Source organism: Caballeronia sp. KNU42, from assembly GCF_053760385.1.
The window spans coordinates 333,106-351,767 of the sequence record NZ_CM132389.1 but is presented as its reverse complement, the minus strand read 5'-3'; the positions used below and the strand labels follow the sequence as shown (position 1 = coordinate 351,767).

Here is an 18,662-nt window from a genome sequence, read left to right as displayed (position 1 = left end):
GGGATCCTGCACTACGTCGCCAGCGGGCATCGGCATTGGCAGCGGCCTGGCGGGATTCGTTAAGTTATACAAAGCAGTACCCAACTGCCCTGCTGCGATTCCGTCGTCGTAGTCGTCGGGGCTTTGGGCGTGCGCGAAAGTTGTCAACCAACATGCAACGCAGGTCACGGTCAAAAGACGTTTCATTTCCCTCTCCCTCTGTCTTGCCGCAGGATTCCCGTACGACAGAGCGTCTGACCCGAGTCATCGGCGTTCTCATTAAGGATTCGATACTTGCAACAGCGCAGCATCGATCGCTGAATCTTGCTCGACAGGTTTGTCATGCAAGACCTGGGTCGGACAGTGGATTTATAGCCGCTCCTCTTTACAAAAAGGGGTGAAGACACGCTATCGGCAGCAAGCCCTCAAGGCTGCACGGCGAACATATCCATGAGGACATCGCGCAGCCATTGGATGCCGGCATCGCTTGAGAAACGCACATGCGTGTGGATTTTCACTTCGATGGCCGGCAAATCGAACGGCAACGCCAGCAGCCGGAACGCATGACCACGATTGAAGCGCTCGGCAATGCTGCGTGGAAAGATCACCGCGAGATCCGTGGTCCGGACAATCTCCGGCGCCACGATGAAATGCGGCAGCCGCAGCACGATCTCGCGCTCCATGCCGAGTTCCGCGAGCCATTGCTCGATCATCCGGTGCCCGGTGGCGTTCGTGCTTGCATAGACGTATCGCAACCCGGCCAGATCCTGCTTCGACGCCTTCTTCCCCTTCAGCGGATGTCCCGCGCGAACCAGGCACACGTGCTCGTCGGAAAACAGCGTGTCGCCTATGCAGCCTTCTTCAAGCCCCGGCACGTAGCCGAGCGCGAGATCGATCTCGCCCGCACGCATGGCCGCGCCCGCGGACTCGGACGCGAGTTGCACGATCTCGAAGCGAACCTTCGGCGCCGTGTTTTCCAGCGCGGCGAGTAACGGCGGCAAGAAGTAGAACTCCGACATATCCGACATCGATATCTTGAACACCCGTGACGCGGTGGCGGGATCGAAGTGACCGTGCGCCTGCATCGCGAGGCTGATGATGCCGAACGCTTCATCGAGCGGACCATGAAGGCGGATCGCCGCCTCCGTCGGCACCATGGTTTGCGGCGTGCGCACGAACAGGGGATCGTCGAACAGCGTGCGCAGGCGGCGCAGCGAATGACTCACGGCAGGTTGCGTCAAACCAAGCCGTTCGCCAGCCGCGGTGAGGCTGCGCAAGTCCCAGATCGCCAGGAATACGCGCAGCAGGTTGAGGTCGGTGAGGCCGCTATTCGTCTGGTTCATGGCATCCATTATTGGTGCGAATTTGACGCATGGGTGGGGTGATTCTATCTTGATGACACGCCATTTCACCGATACCAACACACGCCGGAGCCCCGATGAACCTCGTAGACGATCCCAAGCTTGCGACCCTTACCCGCGCATCGAGCGCAATCGCCAATCCGCTCGCGCTGGACGATGTCATCGCGGAAATCGCCGCGCGCCGCGATGAATTCGATCAGCTCTCGCATGTTCCGCGCGACATGATCGCGACCATGAAGCGCGCCCGGATTTTCCGCGCCAGCACGCCTAAATGTTTTGGCGGCGACGCGCTCGCACCCGCTGATTTCCTGCGCATGCTGGAACGCATTGCGGTAGCGGATGGATCCACGGCATGGGTGGCCGCGTTCGGCTCGGCCAATGTCTATCTCGCGGCGCTGCCTGTTGAAATCCAGCGTGAAATCTATGCTGACGGCCCGGATCAGGTATTCGCCGGCGGTCTTTACCCGGTGCAACCCGCCGTCGCCGGCGCGGGTGGCTGGACCGTGAGCGGTCAATGGCACTTCGCGAGCGGCTGCAAGGGCGCGGACTGGATCGGCGTGGGCATTGGCGGGGCGCCCGCGGGCAGCGATAGTCCGAACGCCGGCAAGCCGCTGACGGCGGTGTTTCGCGCGCAAGAAGTCGAGATCGTCGATAACTGGAACGTGGTCGGCATGCAGGGCACGGGTAGCCACGACCTGCGCCTGAAAGACAAATTCGTCGCCGATGCGTGGACGTTCGTGCGCGGCGGCAGCGCGGTGATCGATGAACCCTTGTACAAATATCCGGCCGTGTCGTATCAGGCGGAAGTCCATGCCGCGGTCAACGTCGGACTGGCGCGCGCGGCGCTCGACCTGGCCGCGGAGATTTCCGGCGGCACGAAAACCACGACCGGCGCGCCGCGTCTGGCGGATCGCGCGTACTTCCGCATCGAGCTGGGTCGCGCCGAAGCGCAATGGCGCAGCGCCCGCGCGTTCTTTTATCAAGCTTCTGAAGATGCCTGGAACTCGATCGTCGCAGGCAACCCGGTTACGCCCGAGCAAACGAGCCTGTTGCGCCTGAGCGCCACGCACGCCGCCCATGTGTGCGCGGACGTGGTCCAGCACGCTTACCGGCTGGCCGGTGTCGCGGCAATCTACCGGAACCACCGGATGCAGCAGCTCGTTCGCGACTCCATGGTCGTCACGCAGCACGCCTTTCTGGGCGAAGCGACCTATGACGGCGCCGGCGCCATTTTCGCGGGCATCGCGCCCACGATCACGCCGTATCCGTAAGCCGGGAGACAGCATGAACGAAGTCGATAACCGCAAGCTGTTCCGCGAAGCCATGGCGCATCTGTCGGCGGCGGTGAACATCATTACGACCGATGGCCCGCATGGCCGCTGCGGCATCACGGCAAGCGCGGTCTGTTCGGTAACGGATAGCCCGCCTACCATGCTCGTCTGCGTGAACCAGTCGAGCGCCGCGCACGCGGTGTTCGCAGGGAATGGGCAGGTTTGCATCAATGTGCTGCCCGGCAATCAGCAGGAGCTGGCGCGGCACTTCGCCGGCATGACCAGGCTGCCGATGGCCGCCCGCTTCGAGCAGCAGGCCTGGACCGCGGGGCTCCTTGGCACGCCCGTTCTGACCGATGCGCTCGCAAGCCTGGAAGGGCGGATTGTCGAGCGCAAGACCGTCGGGTCGCACTCGGTGATGTTCGTGGAAATCGCCGATATGGTCGTGCGCCACGATGGCGACGGCCTGATTTATTTCGATCGCGATTTTCATCGGCTGGCGCGGGTGGCGAGGGCGCCGGTTGCTTGCTGAACGCGTGCGGTTCGATCGGAACACTCGCGCGCCGGTCAGCCGTTCGCGAAGTCACGTGAAGTCACCTGAAGTCACGCGCGACGCTGATCATCGGGAAATGCAGGTTCGCGCCGCTGAACGGCGGAAAGTTCTTGAAGTCCGCGCGCATCTCGTGGCGCACCGGCGACGCCAGCGCGGCGTTCAACGCGTCGGGCGAATCGAAGACCACCTTGTTGCGTTGCATCGCGTTCGATCGTGCCACCGGCAGCGCGCCGCGATAGTCCATCCGCGTGTAGATCTCGATCTCCCGAATGCCGGGAAAGCGCGCCATGATCGGCGGATGGCTATCGATGTAATGACCCAGCCACGCGTTCAAATCGTCGGCAGGACCCTCGTAGCTGACCAGGTAGGTGCAGCGAGGGTCATCGGCCGGTTGCGTGCCGATGTCGGGCACCGGAAAGCGCCTCACGGCCATGACCTGTTGCGTCAGGTCGCATTCTTTCAACCCTGTCAGGTTCAATAGCACATGGGCGCCGCCGCCTTCGCGCAAGACGTTTTCGAGCGCATCGATGCTGTCGAAATAGAACTGCAGCGTGCAACGCGGCGGTTTCTCCGCGTGCAGGTACGGGTCGTTCGCGCCGCCTTCCACAGGCACGTGCACCACGGCGCGCCTGATGCCGGGGAAGCTCGCAGCAAGATCGTGAATTCCTTGGGCGTTGACCGGTTGAGTCACGTCGGACGTGGCACGCTCGGCCGCAATCAGAAAGAGGCAGACATCCATGAGTTTTGCTTCCGGTTGGACAGGTTGAAACAACTTGGAAACGTCGCTTGACGAACCCTGTTTCCGATAATAATCTGAATTCAGAATGTTGCAAAAAGCTTTGAGCTTGATTTTTGGCACTTATGCCATTTTGTGAAAACTGTCCGGGAACCCAAGGTGATCGACGCACATTGTCATAGCAGCAGCATTCGCGTTCAGGCTGACGCCCAGCGAGCATTTTTACTGATGGCCGACGGCGAGCGCCAAGGCCGATGGGCGCTGGGAAGCTGGAAGCGCAGAGCGGTTGGGGCGCAGACGTTCGTCGGGGAGTCGGTCTTCACAGGCGCCGACACTTGGGTCCGGATTCATGCGGATCCGGTTGCCTTGACGATCGATTACGAAGTCGGCGGCAATGAAGACGGCCTGCGGTTTCGCAACGCCGCGCGCGTATTCGATGGCCCGACGTTAGGACATCCGCCAGGCACGGCGGTCGTCACGCTTTTCACGTGGCGGCTCGCCACACAATCCGACGACGCATGGGCGCAAATCTGTTCGACGCACGAAACCGAGATGTTCCTGATCCGGGCGCTGCTTGAATCGGGCCGCGACGGCGACGCTGCACCGGCATGAAAGCGATCCGTTATTCAAGCTATGGCTCGCCGGATGTCCTCGAACTCGTTACGCTCGACGACCCTGTCGCGGGACCGAATGAAGTCCGTATTCGCCTGAAGGCCGCGGGGGTATCGCCGATCGATGCGAAGCTGCGCTCCGGTGCGTTGCAAGCGCATTTTGCACTGACATTTCCGAAGATTCCGGGACGTGACGGCGCAGGTGTCATCGATCAAATCGGTGAGGGGGTGGCAGGGTTTTCCATAGGCGATGAGGTGTGCGTCGCGGCCGATCCGACACGCAGCGGGACCTACGCCGAAGCGATTGTTTGTGCATCAACACGCGTGGTGAAAAAGCCGCCCAATCTATCGACGGCACAAGCCGCCGCATTGCTTCAGCCCGGCGTCAGCGCATGGCTCTCGATGTGCCGAACCGCGATGCTTTCAGAAGGCATGAGCGTGCTGATTCATGGCGGCTCGGGCGCCGTCGGCGGGCAAATGATCCAGCTCGCGCGCCATCTCGGGCTTGACGTGACAACGACTTGCCGCGCGCAAAATATCGACTATGTGCTGGGGCTCGGCGCGCATCGGGCAGTGGCCTACGACCGCGATGACTTCGGCTTGCTGCGTGATATCGATGTCGTGTTCGACCTGATTGGCGGCGAGACGCATGCGAGGTCATATCAGGTACTGAAAGCGGGTGGCCAGCTCGTCTACCTGACTGCGGCGTCGTTTGAGAACCAGGCCGAAAAATACGGCGTCACCGTCACCCGCGCGATGATTTCTGACGCACCGGAAGCGCTCCACGCCGTCGCACAACTCGCTGCCGAAGGCGTGCTAACACCTGCTGTGATGTCCACGCTCCCACTCGCCGCCGCGGCCGATGCGCACCGCCAGTTCGAAGCGGGCCACGTCTCGCGCGGCCGGATCGTGCTGAACATGGAGGCCGGAGGATGAAATCGCTTGACGCCCAATTTTTAACCCAATAATCTGAATTCAGAATGTCGTAAACGCAGTTTCAGGTCAGGTGATTGATCGAGTGTCGACCACGCGTTCCAACCCCGTTTCTGAAGAAGTCCTCGCCACTATACGATGCAAAAAATTCCCGATGTCCGCCCGGTGCCCCAGTCGATGCAAACAGCGTTCGCGGAAAAACGCGCTTTGTCGTGTGTGTGGTTTGCAATGGGCAGCACGCCGCTGGTGGAAATCGGCATGACGGCCGCGCCGGATCTGATCGTGATCGACCGGCAGCATGGGTTGTGGGAGCGCACCGCGCTCGAAGCGGTGATCGGTCAGGTGCGGAATCAGGTTCCGGTGATCGTGCGCGTGGGCGAGAACTCGGCTCAGGCGATTGCCGAAGCGCTGGATGCGGGCGCGGCGTCGGCGCTGGTTCCGTTGATCGAATCCGCCGATGAAGCCCGCCGCGCCGTCTCCTTTGGCCGTTATCCGCCCTTCGGGCAGCGTTCGGCGGGCGGCGTGAGGCCGCTGATTGCCGGGATGGCAGCGATGAAAAACGACGGCGAGCGGATCTCGATTGGCGTGATGATCGAGACGGTCGCGGGCGTGGAGCAGGTCGAAGCGATTGCCGCTGTGGAAGGTCTGGGATACCTGTTCATCGGCACCGGCGACCTGTCCTTGTCACGAGGCGATGTCGCGCCGGACGTGATCGCACAGGACTGCGCGCGCATCTTGCAAGCCGCCCGCGCGAACCATCTTCCTTGCGGCATCTACACCGGCTCGACGCAGGACGCGCTTGCCGCTCGCGCGCAAGGCTTCGATTTCGTCGTGGCTGCAAGCGACATTGAAGTGGTGCGCGCCGGCTTCGAACAAGCCGTCACGGCCCTTAAAGACTGAGCCGATCATGACGTCATCTACGAGCGGTTTCGTCGAACGATTGGTGGCCGAGCTGGGCGCCGACGTAGTAACACCCGGCGCCGATCTCGGCACACGGCGGGTGCGGGACTGGAGCGGAACGCCGGGCGCTGAACCCATCGCGTTGATCCGGCCGCGCTCGACCAGCGAGGTATCGCGGGCGCTCGCGTTCTGCCACGCCAACCGGCAAGCGGTCGTCACGCAGGGCGGGCTGACCGGTCTCGCGGGCGGCGCCAACCTGTTCGGCGGCGAAGTGGTGCTGAGCCTGGAACGGATGAGCGCGATCGAAGAAGTCGATACCGTCTCGGGCACGATCACCGTGCAGGCGGGCGCGGTGCTGCAACCCGTGCAGGAAGCCGCCGATGCTGCCGGCATGATGTTTCCGCTCGATCTCGGCGCGCGTGGCAGTTGCACGATCGGTGGCAACCTCGCGACGAACGCCGGGGGAAATCGCGTCATCAAATACGGCATGGCGCGTGACCATGTGTTGGGTCTGGAAGCGGTTCTCGCCGACGGTACCGTGGTCAGCGACCTCCACAAGATGATCAAGAACAACAGCGGTTATGACCTGAAGAACCTCATGATCGGCAGCGAAGGCACGCTCGCGGTCATCACACGGGCGGTCATGCGGCTGGCGCCGAAGCCGTTGGGGGTATCGACGGCGTGGTGCGGACTGCCTGACTTCGCGGCCGTCACGCGTTTGCTGCAGCATGCCCGCGCGCGGATGTCCGGCGGGGTCTCGGCGTTCGAAGTGATGTGGCCGAGCTACTACGACTACGTGCTGGCGAATATCAAAACCGTGCGCGCGCCGCTCGACACCACGCATGCGTTCTATGTGCTGCTGGAAAGCATGGGTTCCGATGCCGAAAGACAAGCCGAAGAGTTCGAAACCATGCTTGGCGAGATGCTCGATGCCGGCGTGATCGAGAACGCATCGCTTGCCAGTTCCGCCGCCGATGCCGCCCGTTTCTGGGCTGTCCGCGACGCGCCCGCTGAATTCCCGATTCTCCTGCCGGGTCTCATCGCCTTCGACATCAGCTTTGCGATTGCGGATATCGGCAAGGTTGCCGAGCAATGCGAAGCCATGCTGCATGCGCGCTGGCCCGATATGCGCACTCTTGTGTACGGCCATCTCGGCGACGGCAACCTGCACGTCATCGCCCATCTGGAGAATGCGCCGCCCGATCTCCACGAACACGTCGATGCCGCCGTCTACGAACTCACGCGTGAATGGCATGGCGCGGTGTCCGCGGAACATGGGGTTGGCGGCAAGAAACGCGCGTATCTCAGCTACACCCGCGACGCCGGCGCGATTGGCGCCATGCGCGCGATCAAGCGCGCCCTCGATCCTTTAAATCTGCTCAACCCCGGCAAGGTGTTCGTTGACACTGCGCCGGCCGCGTTGAGCGCCACTGGAGCGCTGTGATGCTGCGGCTGATCTCTACCGTTCTCTCGCGCCGGCTCATTGCCGCGATCCCCACGCTGCTGATGCTCGCGCTGATCGTGTTCGTCGTGTTGAGGCTCATCCCGGCCGACCCGCTCGCGATGATGCTGCCGCCCAACGCCACGCCCGCCGATGCGGCGCTGCTGCGCCATCAACTCGGGCTCGATAAACCGATTCCCAGCCAGTTCCTGATCTGGCTCGTGAATGCGCTGCACGGCAACCTGGGGGCATCGATTTCGTTCCAGCAACCGGTCGCCATGCTGATCGGTTCGACCTTGCCGGCGACGCTTGAACTTTGTCTCACGGCACTCGTCATCTCGTTGATCATCAGCGTGCCAGGCGGCGTGTTTGCGTATGCCGTCACCGATCGCCGCGGCGAGTTGCCGGTCGGCTTCGCCGTGGTGTTGATGCAGTCCGTGCCGTCGTTCCTGTGGGCCTTGTTGCTGATCGCTCTGCTTGGTGTGTACTTACCCGTGCTGCCGTTCTCGGGGCGTGTAGGAGACGGCATTCCGATGCCGCATCTCACCGGCTTCCTGTTGATCGATTTCCTGGTGAAGGGCGAATTCAGCGACTGGCTGAGCGCGGCGAGTCATCTTGTGCTGCCGTCGTTGGCCCTCGCTTTTGGTTTCGCGCCGCTCGTGATCCGCGTACTGCGCTCGAGCCTGCTCGATCAGCGCAACGAATCGTATGTGGGCGTGGCGCGGTTGCGCGGGGTGTCGGAGAGCCGGATCCTGTGGCGTCACATGCTGAAGAACGCGGCGTTGCCCGCGTTGACCATGATCGGCGTGCAGTTCGGCTTCCTGTTCGGCGGCGCGCTGCTCGTCGAGATGATCTTCTCGTTTCCGGGCGTGGGCAACTTGATGGTGCAGGCGGTGCGCAACAACGACCTGGTGTTGATCCAGGGCATCGCGATCGTGTTCTGCGCGTTGATGCTGGTGATCAACGCGATCGTCGACACGCTGTACGTGATCATGAATCCGCGCTTGCGCAAAACAGCTTGAGCACACACGACATGTCCACGACCCCGCTGAGTTCCAAGCACAGTTCGAAGCACAGTTCGAAGCACAGTTCGAAGCACGATACGAAGGCTGACATGCTGCACGATTCCACTTCAGTCGATCCATCGCCGGAAGCGGCCGCGCCGGTTGCGGCAGTCATCGGCAAATCGGCGCGCGCGCGTCGCAAGCCTGCCGTCAACCTGTGGCTTGGCGGCGCGATCGTGCTGGGCGTGTTGTTCTGCGCCGTGTTCGCGCCGTGGCTCGCGCCGCATAATCCGCTCGATCAGGATCTGCTGCACATGCTGTCGCCGCCCGCATGGATGGCCGGCGGCGATGCCGCGTTCCCGCTTGGCACGGACAGCCTCGGCCGCGACGTGTTATCGCGCTTGTTATACGGCAGCCGTATCGCGCTGACGGTCGCGGTGATTGCTGCGTTTGGTGCGGGCATTGTCGGCAGCGTGCTGGCGATTCTCGCCGGTTATTTCGGTGGCTGGGTCGATCGCAGCATCAGTTATCTGGTGGATCTGTGGATGTCGTTTCCGCCGGTCGTGTTGTCGCTGGTGCTGATGGTGAGTCTCGGCGTGGGTATAGAGAACGTGATCCTGTCGATCGTGCTGGTGGACTGGACGCGCTTTTGCCGCGTCGTCCGTTCTGAAGTGATGGTCGTGCGTCAGCGTGACTATGTGCTCGCCGCGCAATTGCTTAACTTCACGCACCTTCGGATCATGCTGCGCGAAATATTGCCTGCTGCGCTGCCGTTGATGATCACGCTGTTCTCGCTCGAAATGGGGGTCGCGATCACGGTCGAGGCACTGCTGAGTTTCATCGGCTTGAGCGTGCCGGCCAATGTAACCGCGTGGGGCGTGATGATCGCGGATGCACGCGTGACCATGCATGACTCGTTGTCCGGGCTCTTGTTTCCGGTGCTTGCCATCGTGATCACCGTGCTTGGCTGCAACCTTCTTGGCGACGGCCTGCGTGTCGCGCTCGATCCCCGCATGCGCAGCAAGGGAGAATGATGATGGCGACACCAATCACTGAAACGGTGCTGCAACTGGATGGCGTGACGCTGACCGCGAAGCTGGGAGGCCAGCCGGTCGCGGCGTTGCGGGAGTTGACGTTATCGATAGGTCGGGGTCGCGTGCTGGGCGTGGTCGGTGAATCGGGGGCGGGCAAAAGCATGCTGGCACGGCTGATCTCGGGCTTGTTGCCAAGCGGATTCACGGTAACGAGCGGCAGCATGCGCTTTGACGGACAGGATATGCTTACGATGTCGAAGGCCAAACGCCGCGCGCTTCTCGGCCGGAAAATTGCCTTCATTCCGCAGGAACCGCTGACCGCGTTGAACCCGCTGTGGACGATCGCCGATACCTTCAATGAACATCTCGCGCGAGTCGGCGTACCGTCGAACGAACGCTGGGAGACTGCGTGCAAGGCGCTGGAATCGGTGCAACTGCCGGTACCCGCTGACATGCTCAAGCGCTATCCGCACCAGTTGTCGGGAGGGCAATGCCAGCGCGTGCTGATCGCGATGGCGTTCGCGAGCAACCCGGCGCTGCTGATTGCCGACGAACCCACGACCGCGCTCGATGTCGTCACGCAAACCCGCGTGATGCGCATGCTCGCGGAACAGCAGCGCGTGCATTCGACCGCCGTGCTGCTGATCACGCACGATCTGCGGCTGGCCGCCCATGTCTGCGATGACGTCGCCGTGATGTATGCGGGCGATCTGGTCGAGTACGGCCCGGCCCGCGATGTCCTCGATGAACCGCGCCACCCGTACACGCGTGCGTTGAAATACGCGACGCCCGATCTCACCGGACCGCGGCGCCGCTTGCCGGTACTCGCTCAGCAAATGCCGGGCTTGTCCGCGCTGGCCGGAATCGCCGGGTGCCGTTTCGCGCCGCGTTGCCCAAGCGCCGGCGCCGCGTGCGCCGCTGTCCTGCATGACCGTGTGGCGCCCAATGGGCATCGGGTCGCGTGCAGCGAGGCGTGCGAGCATGCGCCGCTGGCAGACAATTCGCAGGCGCCGCTGTTGCCGCCTGCGCCCGTCATGGGCGCGCAACCGGTGGCGGAATTGCGCGAGGCGGCGCTGACTTACACGAGCCGCAGCGGAGTGTTCGGGCAGCACAAGACTTCGTTCCATGCCGTAAAGCCGTTGTCGTTGCAGATTTTCCCCGGGGAGTTCGTAGGGATCGTGGGGGAAAGCGGCAGTGGCAAGACATCGGTGGCGCGGCTATTGATGGGTATCGAACAGCCGACCGACGGGCGGGTGATGATCGGCGGCGAAGACTTGACACACGGCAGCGCGGAGCGCGTGCGGCGCGCCCGCGAGCAGGTACAGATAATTTTCCAGGATCCACAGTCTGCACTGAACCCGCGCCGCTCGGTCGAACGGCTCCTGACGCAGGCGCTGGAAGCGGCCGGCGTGGCGCCGCTCGATGCAAAGCAGCGGCTGTCCCGCGCGCAGTCGGTGCAGCGCGACGTGGGTCTTCCCGCCGATACCCTCACCCGCTTTCCCACGCAGTTGTCAGGCGGTCAGAAGCAGCGCGTGAATATTGGCCGTGCGCTGTGTGCATCGCCGCAATTGATTGTCGCCGATGAAATCGTGTCAGGGCTCGATGTTTCCGTCCAGGCGCAGATCCTGAATCTGCTGCTGGAGTTGCGCCGCGAGCGGCAGATTGCACTGCTGCTGATCTCGCACGATTTGTCCGTGGTGCGCTACCTGTGCAGCCGCGTGCTCGTGATGCGTCGCGGCGAAGTGGTGGAGCAGGGGCTAACCGAGGAGGTGTTCGCCGCGCCGCGCCATCCGTACACGCGCGCGCTGATCGACGCGGTGCCGAGCGATCATGCGGGAACGCCATGGCCGCCCGCCGGGCTGGAGGAAGCGGCGTGAAGGTTATGAGCAATGAGCGCTGCGAGCTTTGAGGGGCTGGCCGGATTCCAGCCGGTACAATTATTGATAGCGTGACACTGCCGCCCTCGCGGCGGCATACGAATCGTGACGAAATCGCGAAACAAGACAACGGAGAGAACCATGGCAACCGCCGACCCGACGGTTATCAAGCAGCCGCGACGGACTGCGCTGCGCCCGGCCACATTGATGGAGTCGGTGTATCAGGAAGTATTGGGCCGCCTGCAACGCGGTCAGATCGGCCCCGATGACCGCGTGCTCGACTACGAGATCGCCGAGGAATTCGAGTGCACGCGCATGCCGGTTCGTCAGGCGCTGCTGCGCCTCGTGAACGAGGGATACCTGGTCGGCACCACGCGCGGGTTCGTCACTCCGGTGCTGACGGGCGAGGATGTCCGCGAGATCTTCGAAGTGCGCCGCATGCTCGAGCCGGGCGCGGCCGCGGCGGCGGCCGCCGTGCTTACCGATGAACAACTCGCCGGCATGGGCGCGGCTTATCGCAAATGCCGTCGCGCGTTCGAGCGCAAGGACATTGCGTTGATGACCGAGGCCAATGTCGAGTTTCGCGCGATCTGGCTCGAAGGCGTGTTGAACATGCGCTTGAAAGGCACGATCCTGCGTTTCGCCGATCACACGCGCCAGGTGCGTCATGGAACCATGACGAAACCGGGCACGATGAAGCTGATCACCGACGGCATGCAGGTATTGTTGAAAGGCTTCGTGGATCGCGATCCCGTGAAGGTGCGCTCGGCGACCCAGGCTTTTATCGACGACGCCGAGCAGCAGTATTTTCTCAACAGTGACAATGCAGTCTGACGCGCCCACGCGATGAACGACTTTGCAGGTGTGTCGATTGTTGCCGCGGTCGAAGTGCCCTATACGCGTCACGCAGCGGCCGGCACGAGCACAGCGGGTTTGCTTGCCCAGGCCTTGAAGGCCGCGCTTGTGCAGGCCGGATTGTCGACGAATGAAGTCGATGGCCTTGGCGTTGCTTCGTTTACCTTGCCGCCTGATCATGCTATCGACTTCGCGTGGCGCGCCGGTTTGCGCGTGGGCTGGTGCATGGACGACTGTCACGGCGGCGCGAGCGGGATCAATCTTTTGCAGCATGCGGCGCGCGCGATCCAGGCCGGCGACGCAAGCGTGATCGTGCTGGTCAGCGGCGACCATTTCGAGGCGGCGGATTTTACGTCGCTCGTCGAGAACTACAACGTGACCACGCGCACGCATCTGCGGCCGTTGAACACGGGCGGCCCAAACCCCCTGTTCGCGATGCTCACGCAACGCCAGATGCGCGCTTCGCAATTGACGCGCGAGGATTACGCGGCGCTGTGCATCGCGCAACGCGAGTGGGCGTCGATGAATCCGCTGGCTGTCTATCGTGAGCCGTTGACGCTCGACACCTATCTTTCCGCGCCGCTCGTAGCAGAACCGCTATGTCGCTTCGATTGCGTGCCGGTGGTCTCGGGGGCGAATGCGATTGTTCTGACCTCATCGAATCATCGTTATGCTGAGCATTTACCGGTTCGTATCCGCGCGCTGCGCGCGGCGTATAACATCGATCATCAGCATGGCGACGGACTTGTCACGGGTCTTGCAGGCATTCGTGATTCCCTCTGGCGCGACGCCAACCTTCAGCCCGCCGATATGAACCTCGTCTCGGTCTATGACGATTATCCGTCGATGATCCTCGCGCAACTCATCGACCTCGGTTTCGCCGACGACCAGCCCAACCTGCGCGCGTTGATCCACGACCGCATTGCGCCACGCCGTTTGCCTGTGAATACGTCGGGCGGGCAATTGTCGGCGGGACAGGCGGGTGCTGCTGCCGGCATGCACGGACTGGTCGAAGCGATCATCCAGTTGCGTCACGAAGCCGGCGTGCGCCAGGTGGACGACGCGCGTTTCGCGGCGGTGAGCGGATACGGCATGGTGCAGTATCGATACGGCATGTGTGCGAATGCCGTCGTGCTCGAACGAGGAGGCGCGCAATGAACGTATTCGCTTGCGTTGCGTGCGCTCAGGTAGATTTCCCCCGGCGTTTGCTGTGCCCGTCGTGCGGGTGCGATGAATTCGTCGAGGTCGAGGCTTGCAAAGGCCGCGTTGAAGACGTCACGGCTTTGCATCATCGGGCGGGGAAGGCGGGCGGGGATATCGCGTACATTGCGACGGTGCTGACTCAAGCCGGGCCGCGTGTCATTGCGCGGCTTGAGCGCTTGTTCGAACCGGGCACCGTCGTCTCGCTTCGCGTCGAAAGCGACGGCGCCATTGTCGGTTCCAGCGACTAACTCACCCGCTTCTTGAACGAGCGCAAGTCGAAGCATTCCGGCGCGTTCAACGGGTCCGCACCGAACGCGGCAAGCTGCGTTTTCTGCACCTTGTTCGTCGATGTTACCGGCAACGCATCCACGAACGCGACATAACCCGGCGCCTTGTAATACGCGAGCCGTTCCAGGCACCACGCCTGCAACGCGCGTGCGGTCGCTTCAGTGCGTACGGTTCCCGGCGACACGATCACGCACGCCATCACTTCCTCGTCGCGCAAGGAATCGGGCGCGGCGATCACTGCGGTCTGACGGACATCGGGATGATCGAGCAGGCACGCTTCCACCTCCAGCGCCGCGATATTTTCCCCCGATCGACGGATGATGTTTTTCTGCCTGTCGACGAAATGAAGGCTGCCGTCTTCGCCGCGACGCACGATATCGCCGGTATGAAACCAGTCGTGCTGCCATGCGGCTTCTGTTGCGGTATCGTCTTTCAGATAGCTGCGGAAAAAGCCGAGACGCGGATGGGGTCCCTCACGCCGCACCAGCATGTGGCCCGGCACGCCGAGCGCGACCTCGTTGTACTCGGCATCGACAAGCTTCACTTCCATGCCTGAGCGCGGCCGGCCGAAACATCGCGTGCCTGCGTGCCGCGGTTCGCGGCTCGATGCGATCACCAGGGCGCCGCCGGTCTCGGTCATGGCCCAGCCTTCAACGAGCGGAAAGCCGAAGCGCTGCTCGAACACCTGCTGATGTTTCGGATCGACGTTCGCGCCGTAGCCGAACCGGACCGAATGCGTGACGGGTTTATCGGCTTCCATGCTTAGCAAGATCGCAGGCATGACGCCAAGATAGTGGACGATCGTCGCGCCGCTTGTCTGCACATCGGCCCACCAGCTTCGCGGATGAAACCGGTCGAGCTGGATCACGCAGCCGGCCGACAACACCATCGCCATGGTGGAGCAGGCGAGCGCATTCATGTGGAATAGCGGCAGCGGTGTAATCAGGCGCTCGACGCCCGGACGGACCTCGCACAAGCCGCCTTCCGTGATGTAAATATCGCCAATGGACAAGAAATAGCGGTTGTCGAGAATGCAGCCCTTGGGTTTGCCGGTGGTACCGGACGTGTAAAGAATGGCGCATTCATCGTCCAGGGACGGTGTGTTCGTCGTCCGGCCCGCGCCTTCGATCTTCGGCAGAACGGTGGCGTTTGCATCGGCAACGGGGACTTTGTCGTGGAGTGCGGCATGCAGGAGCGGCGTCGTCGTATCGATGCCCACCGCCAGCGCGATCTCACTGTGTTCGGCCACATACGCCATTTCGTGCGGGCGAGAGTCGGCATTGAGCGGAACCACGCTGATGCCGAGCGCATTGAGCGCGAAGAAATGAACGAAGAACTCGGGCCGGTTCTCGAGCAACAACGCCACGCGCATGCCCGCGCGATAACCCGCATCGCGATAGCGTTCGACCTGTTCATCGATTTGTGCCAGCGTCTCGCCGTATTTCAGCGTCAGCGGTTCGGGCGTTGCGTAGAGCTTGCGAGCGGAGGCGGGAATGTGCAGAAAGTCGTTGCCGGGATACTGCAGTGCGGTTTGTTTGAACGCGAGATAGGGAGAGGTCAATGTCATAGGGTGGGAGTGATGTAAAGCGTTTGGACGAGCGCTTCCGAACGAGCGCGTAACGTTCGTTCAGACAGAAGCGCTGTATTTAACTAAAGCAGAGAGTCAGTCGGTGTCGTTGCGCAAACCCGCTTCGCGCATCAGGGGCATGACTTGCTCGCAGAAAAAGGGCAGTTCATCGGCGTAATTCACGAAGGTGAGGGCCGCGCCGGCGAACCCGCTTTCATGGATCTTGATGAGTTCATCGACTATATGCACCGGGGTGCCGACCAGCGGAAAGCTCCCGGTCCCGGCTGCAAAACGCTGCCGATACTCAGTGAACGCACGGTCGTCGTGACTGTGGCTGAAGCCCTTCTTCTGCTTCATGTGATAGTCGAGCGCGGCTTCGTCCGTGTATTCCACCGAATAGCGATGGTAGTAATCCTGCGCCTCCTGACTGGTCTCGCGACACACCACATGCGCCACCGTGTACACGCCAATATCGCGTCCCGCCGCTTGTCCGCGGCTGCGAATATCCACGACATGTTCGCGGCCGGCGTCGAGTTCCGAAAACGTGGTGAACAGATAGTCGCAATACTGTGCCGCGAAGTCGCGTCCCGGCGCACCGAACGCGGCGTTCATCGTGACCGGACGAGGCGCCTGCAATGGCACGGGCCGTGAAATAGCGCCTTTCAGGTGATAGAACTCGCCCTCGAAATCAAAGGGCTCGGCCGACGTGTAGAGCTTCATCAGGATCTCGGACCATTCCGCCGCCTGTTTATAAGCCTCCGGGTTCAGCTTCACGCCGAACATGTCGAACTCGTCCGGGTTCCATCCACACACAATGTTCAGTCCCACGCGGCCATGACTGACGTGGTCGATGGTCGCCAGCGCTTTCGCCGCGTACAGCGGATGCACGAGCGGCACGTGAACCGTTGAAAACAACGCAACGCGACGCGTCACCGCGGCAAGTGCAGCGGCGAACGTGAAGGTCTCGAATGACCACTCGCGAACATGCGTGGTGCCGTTGAAGCCACGCCATCGCGCGATGGGCAGGAAAAAGTCCATGCCGCCAAGATCTGCCGCGATGGCGGCGCGCTGCACGTCGTCCCATGTCGCACGCCATTGCTCGGGCACGGTCGTGAACGAGAGGCCACGGTCCGCGTTGGCTGCAAAGACGCCGAGCTTGAACGCGTGAGCGAGTCGCATTGGATTCGCGGTGAGTTCGGTCAAGACATGCTCCTTGAGATCGAGGGCGGTTATTGAAGAATACTGAATTCAGAAAAATCGCGTGTCAAGGACCATGTGCAATGCGTTGCGCTTGTGCGAAAACCGCTCGTGCCGGTGCATGGACGGTCGCAGGAAAAATTCGCCGCGGTGCAGCGAGGTTTGTCGGCGGCCTTCGCAGGTTCGAAGCCAGCGGTTTCACAAGGGGTAGCCAAGGCCGCTGGATCGTAAAAAGCGCTGTTCAGGTGCAAAGCACGCTTGCAGGCAGCACTTTAATTGAATCCATGCTGCGATGACGTTACCCCGACCTCTGGCAAAAATCGCATTCATCATAGTCCGTTTCAGACAGATCACGGCGATAGATGCGAACAATCCCGATCCATTGACTGAGCATCCCAGCTCTTCCCGCACTTTCTCCGCAAAAACATTTTTGGCAAGTTCTTGACGTCCAATTTTTGCTGAAATAATCTGAATTCAGAATGTTGATGATGACATAGACATTCACGTGTCATGGAAGCTGCCGCTCCAGAGGCCTGCGTGGCGCGGCGAGTTCTACCCCGAAGTCCGAAGTCACGAGCAAACGAAATCGCGACATCAAGAAATCTCGTCAACCACCCACGATCTTTAACGGAACCCAAGTGAAAACACCTCTTATTGCTGCATCGCTCGCCGCGTTGTGCGCGAGTGGCTCTGTGTGCGCTCAAAGCAGCGTGACGCTGTACGGGATCATCGACGAAGGCCTGACCTTCTCGAACAATCAGCTTGGCTCGAAGGCGTATCAGATGCAAAGCGGCATTTCGCAGGGCAGCCGCTGGGGGCTTCAGGGTGCGGAGGATCTGGGGGGCGGCTTGTCGGCGATCTTCCGGCTCGAGAACGGTTTCGACATCAACTCGGGCAAGCTGGGGCAACAAGGCCGCGAGTTCGGCCGCGGCGCTTATGTTGGTTTGTCGAGCAAGACCCTGGGTACGGTCACGCTCGGCCGTCAAAACGAAATGATGGGCGACTACGTGGGCCTGTACACCGCGAACGGCAACTGGGGCATCCTGTTCCCGCACCCGGGCGATCTCGACAACACCGGCATCGACTTCCGCATCAACAATGCCGTCCGATACACCTCGCCGATCATCTCGGGCATCCAGGCGTCAGCGTTATACGGATTCGGCAACGTGGCGGGCGCGACCAACCGCGACGCGGTCAAGTCGGTCGGCGTGAAATACGCGGGCGGTCCGATCGCGCTGGCTGCGGCCTATACATCGATCGATCACCCGTCCGAAGCCGTGCCCGAAGGCGTGTGGACAGCGACCAACACGGTCGATGGCAACTACGGGCTGGCTGCGTCGAAGTACCAGTCGTTCGGTATCAGCGGGCAGTACTCGTTCGGTAACGCGAAAATCAGCGCCGACTATACGAACACGAAATTCCTCGGACTGGACCCGACGGTCGGCGCCAACATCAGCGGCCACGTATCGTTTAACATTTTTGAAGTCGTGGCGAGCTACTACGTGACGCCCTCCGTGCAACTCGGCACTGGATACAGCTATACGGAAGGCCAGGTCTCGGCGACTTCGCAGAAACCGAAGTATCACAACTTCGATGCGATCGTGGACTACTTCCTGTCCAAGCGTACCGATACCTACTTGCAGGCCACTTACATGCACGCCGCGGGTGACGCTCAATACGCCGATCTCGCGCCGGTTTTGCAGCGATCGAGCACGCCCAACCAGATTGAAGTGCGATTGGGGCTGCGTCATCGTTTCTGACCGTCAATAATTCATCTTCACGCGTGCCGCGAGTCAGGTCGCGGCACGCTTTCGTGCATCTTCATCCGGCGAGATGCCGGGACACAGGAGTT

General features: G+C 61.9%; 17 protein-coding genes. 13 read left to right on the top strand and 4 right to left on the bottom strand.

All coding sequences use genetic code 11. The features are described 5' to 3' along the window. Positions 1-404: 404 nt before the first annotated feature. Positions 405-1,322, bottom strand: a complete 918-nt coding sequence (locus tag ACSOSP_RS20695) for a LysR family transcriptional regulator (protein WP_455312776.1) — start codon at positions 1,320-1,322, stop codon at positions 405-407. Positions 1,323-1,417: 95 nt separating this feature from the next. Between ACSOSP_RS20695 and ACSOSP_RS20690 the strand changes: the two genes are divergently transcribed. Beyond that, complete coding sequence (locus ACSOSP_RS20690) at positions 1,418-2,611, top strand: acyl-CoA dehydrogenase family protein (RefSeq protein WP_455312775.1); 1,194 nt, start codon at positions 1,418-1,420, stop codon at positions 2,609-2,611. A gap of 13 nt (positions 2,612-2,624) precedes the next feature. Beyond that, positions 2,625-3,143 carry a 4-hydroxyphenylacetate 3-monooxygenase, reductase component gene (gene hpaC / locus ACSOSP_RS20685; protein ID WP_455312774.1) on the top strand — a complete coding sequence of 173 codons (519 nt, stop codon included), beginning with the start codon at positions 2,625-2,627 and terminating at the stop codon, positions 3,141-3,143. A gap of 61 nt (positions 3,144-3,204) precedes the next feature. Here hpaC and ACSOSP_RS20680 read toward each other — a convergent pair whose 3' ends face one another. After that, positions 3,205-3,903: an EthD family reductase gene (locus tag ACSOSP_RS20680; protein WP_455312773.1), complete on the bottom strand. Its 699-nt coding sequence runs from the start codon at positions 3,901-3,903 to the stop codon at positions 3,205-3,207. 156 nt (positions 3,904-4,059) lie between these two features. Between ACSOSP_RS20680 and ACSOSP_RS20675 the strand changes: the two genes are divergently transcribed. The 10 genes from ACSOSP_RS20675 (at position 4,060) to ACSOSP_RS20630 (ending at position 14,006) form a co-directional block, all read left to right on the top strand. After that, positions 4,060-4,512, top strand: a complete 453-nt coding sequence (locus ACSOSP_RS20675; RefSeq protein WP_455312772.1) for a hypothetical protein — start codon at positions 4,060-4,062, stop codon at positions 4,510-4,512. After that, a complete protein-coding gene (locus ACSOSP_RS20670; RefSeq protein WP_455312771.1) occupies positions 4,509-5,447 on the top strand; it encodes an NADP-dependent oxidoreductase in 939 nt (312 codons plus the stop codon). Before ACSOSP_RS20675 ends, ACSOSP_RS20670 begins: the two co-directional genes overlap by 4 nt. Positions 5,448-5,621: 174 nt before the next feature. Further along, the gene (locus ACSOSP_RS20665) at positions 5,622-6,344 is read left to right on the top strand and encodes an HpcH/HpaI aldolase family protein (protein WP_455312770.1); all 723 of its coding nucleotides are present in this window, start codon (positions 5,622-5,624) and stop codon (positions 6,342-6,344) included. Positions 6,345-6,351: 7 nt separating this feature from the next. Continuing rightward, positions 6,352-7,788 carry an FAD-binding oxidoreductase gene (locus tag ACSOSP_RS20660; RefSeq protein WP_455312769.1) on the top strand — a complete coding sequence of 479 codons (1,437 nt, stop codon included), beginning with the start codon at positions 6,352-6,354 and terminating at the stop codon, positions 7,786-7,788. Beyond that, positions 7,788-8,807: an ABC transporter permease gene (locus tag ACSOSP_RS20655; RefSeq protein ID WP_455312767.1), complete on the top strand. Its 1,020-nt coding sequence runs from the start codon at positions 7,788-7,790 to the stop codon at positions 8,805-8,807. Before ACSOSP_RS20660 ends, ACSOSP_RS20655 begins: the two co-directional genes overlap by 1 nt. Before the next feature lie 11 nt (positions 8,808-8,818). Beyond that, the gene (locus ACSOSP_RS20650; RefSeq protein ID WP_455312766.1) at positions 8,819-9,823 is read left to right on the top strand and encodes an ABC transporter permease; all 1,005 of its coding nucleotides are present in this window, start codon (positions 8,819-8,821) and stop codon (positions 9,821-9,823) included. Further along, on the top strand, positions 9,820-11,700 hold the full coding sequence (locus tag ACSOSP_RS20645) for a dipeptide ABC transporter ATP-binding protein (protein ID WP_455312765.1): 1,881 nt from the start codon (positions 9,820-9,822) through the stop codon (positions 11,698-11,700). The genes ACSOSP_RS20650 and ACSOSP_RS20645 overlap by 4 nt, the downstream gene beginning before the upstream one ends. A gap of 141 nt (positions 11,701-11,841) precedes the next feature. Further along, positions 11,842-12,534, top strand: coding sequence for a GntR family transcriptional regulator (locus ACSOSP_RS20640; RefSeq protein WP_455312764.1), 693 nt, complete (start codon positions 11,842-11,844; stop codon positions 12,532-12,534). Positions 12,535-12,546: 12 nt separating this feature from the next. After that, complete coding sequence (locus ACSOSP_RS20635; RefSeq protein WP_455312763.1) at positions 12,547-13,713, top strand: thiolase family protein; 1,167 nt, start codon at positions 12,547-12,549, stop codon at positions 13,711-13,713. Continuing rightward, on the top strand, positions 13,710-14,006 hold the full coding sequence (locus tag ACSOSP_RS20630) for a hypothetical protein (protein WP_455312762.1): 297 nt from the start codon (positions 13,710-13,712) through the stop codon (positions 14,004-14,006). The genes ACSOSP_RS20635 and ACSOSP_RS20630 overlap by 4 nt, the downstream gene beginning before the upstream one ends. Here ACSOSP_RS20630 and ACSOSP_RS20625 read toward each other — a convergent pair. Then, positions 14,003-15,613, bottom strand: coding sequence for an AMP-binding protein (locus tag ACSOSP_RS20625; RefSeq protein WP_455312761.1), 1,611 nt, complete (start codon positions 15,611-15,613; stop codon positions 14,003-14,005). The genes ACSOSP_RS20630 and ACSOSP_RS20625 overlap by 4 nt on opposite strands. Positions 15,614-15,709: 96 nt before the next feature. Further along, entirely contained in the window at positions 15,710-16,816 is a 1,107-nt protein-coding gene (locus tag ACSOSP_RS20620; RefSeq protein WP_455312760.1) for an LLM class flavin-dependent oxidoreductase, read from the bottom strand. A gap of 632 nt (positions 16,817-17,448) precedes the next feature. On the opposite strand from ACSOSP_RS20620, the gene ACSOSP_RS20615 reads away from it, so the two are divergent. Then, positions 17,449-18,570: a porin gene (locus ACSOSP_RS20615; RefSeq protein WP_455312759.1), complete on the top strand. Its 1,122-nt coding sequence runs from the start codon at positions 17,449-17,451 to the stop codon at positions 18,568-18,570. The last annotated feature ends 92 nt before the right edge of the window (positions 18,571-18,662 follow it).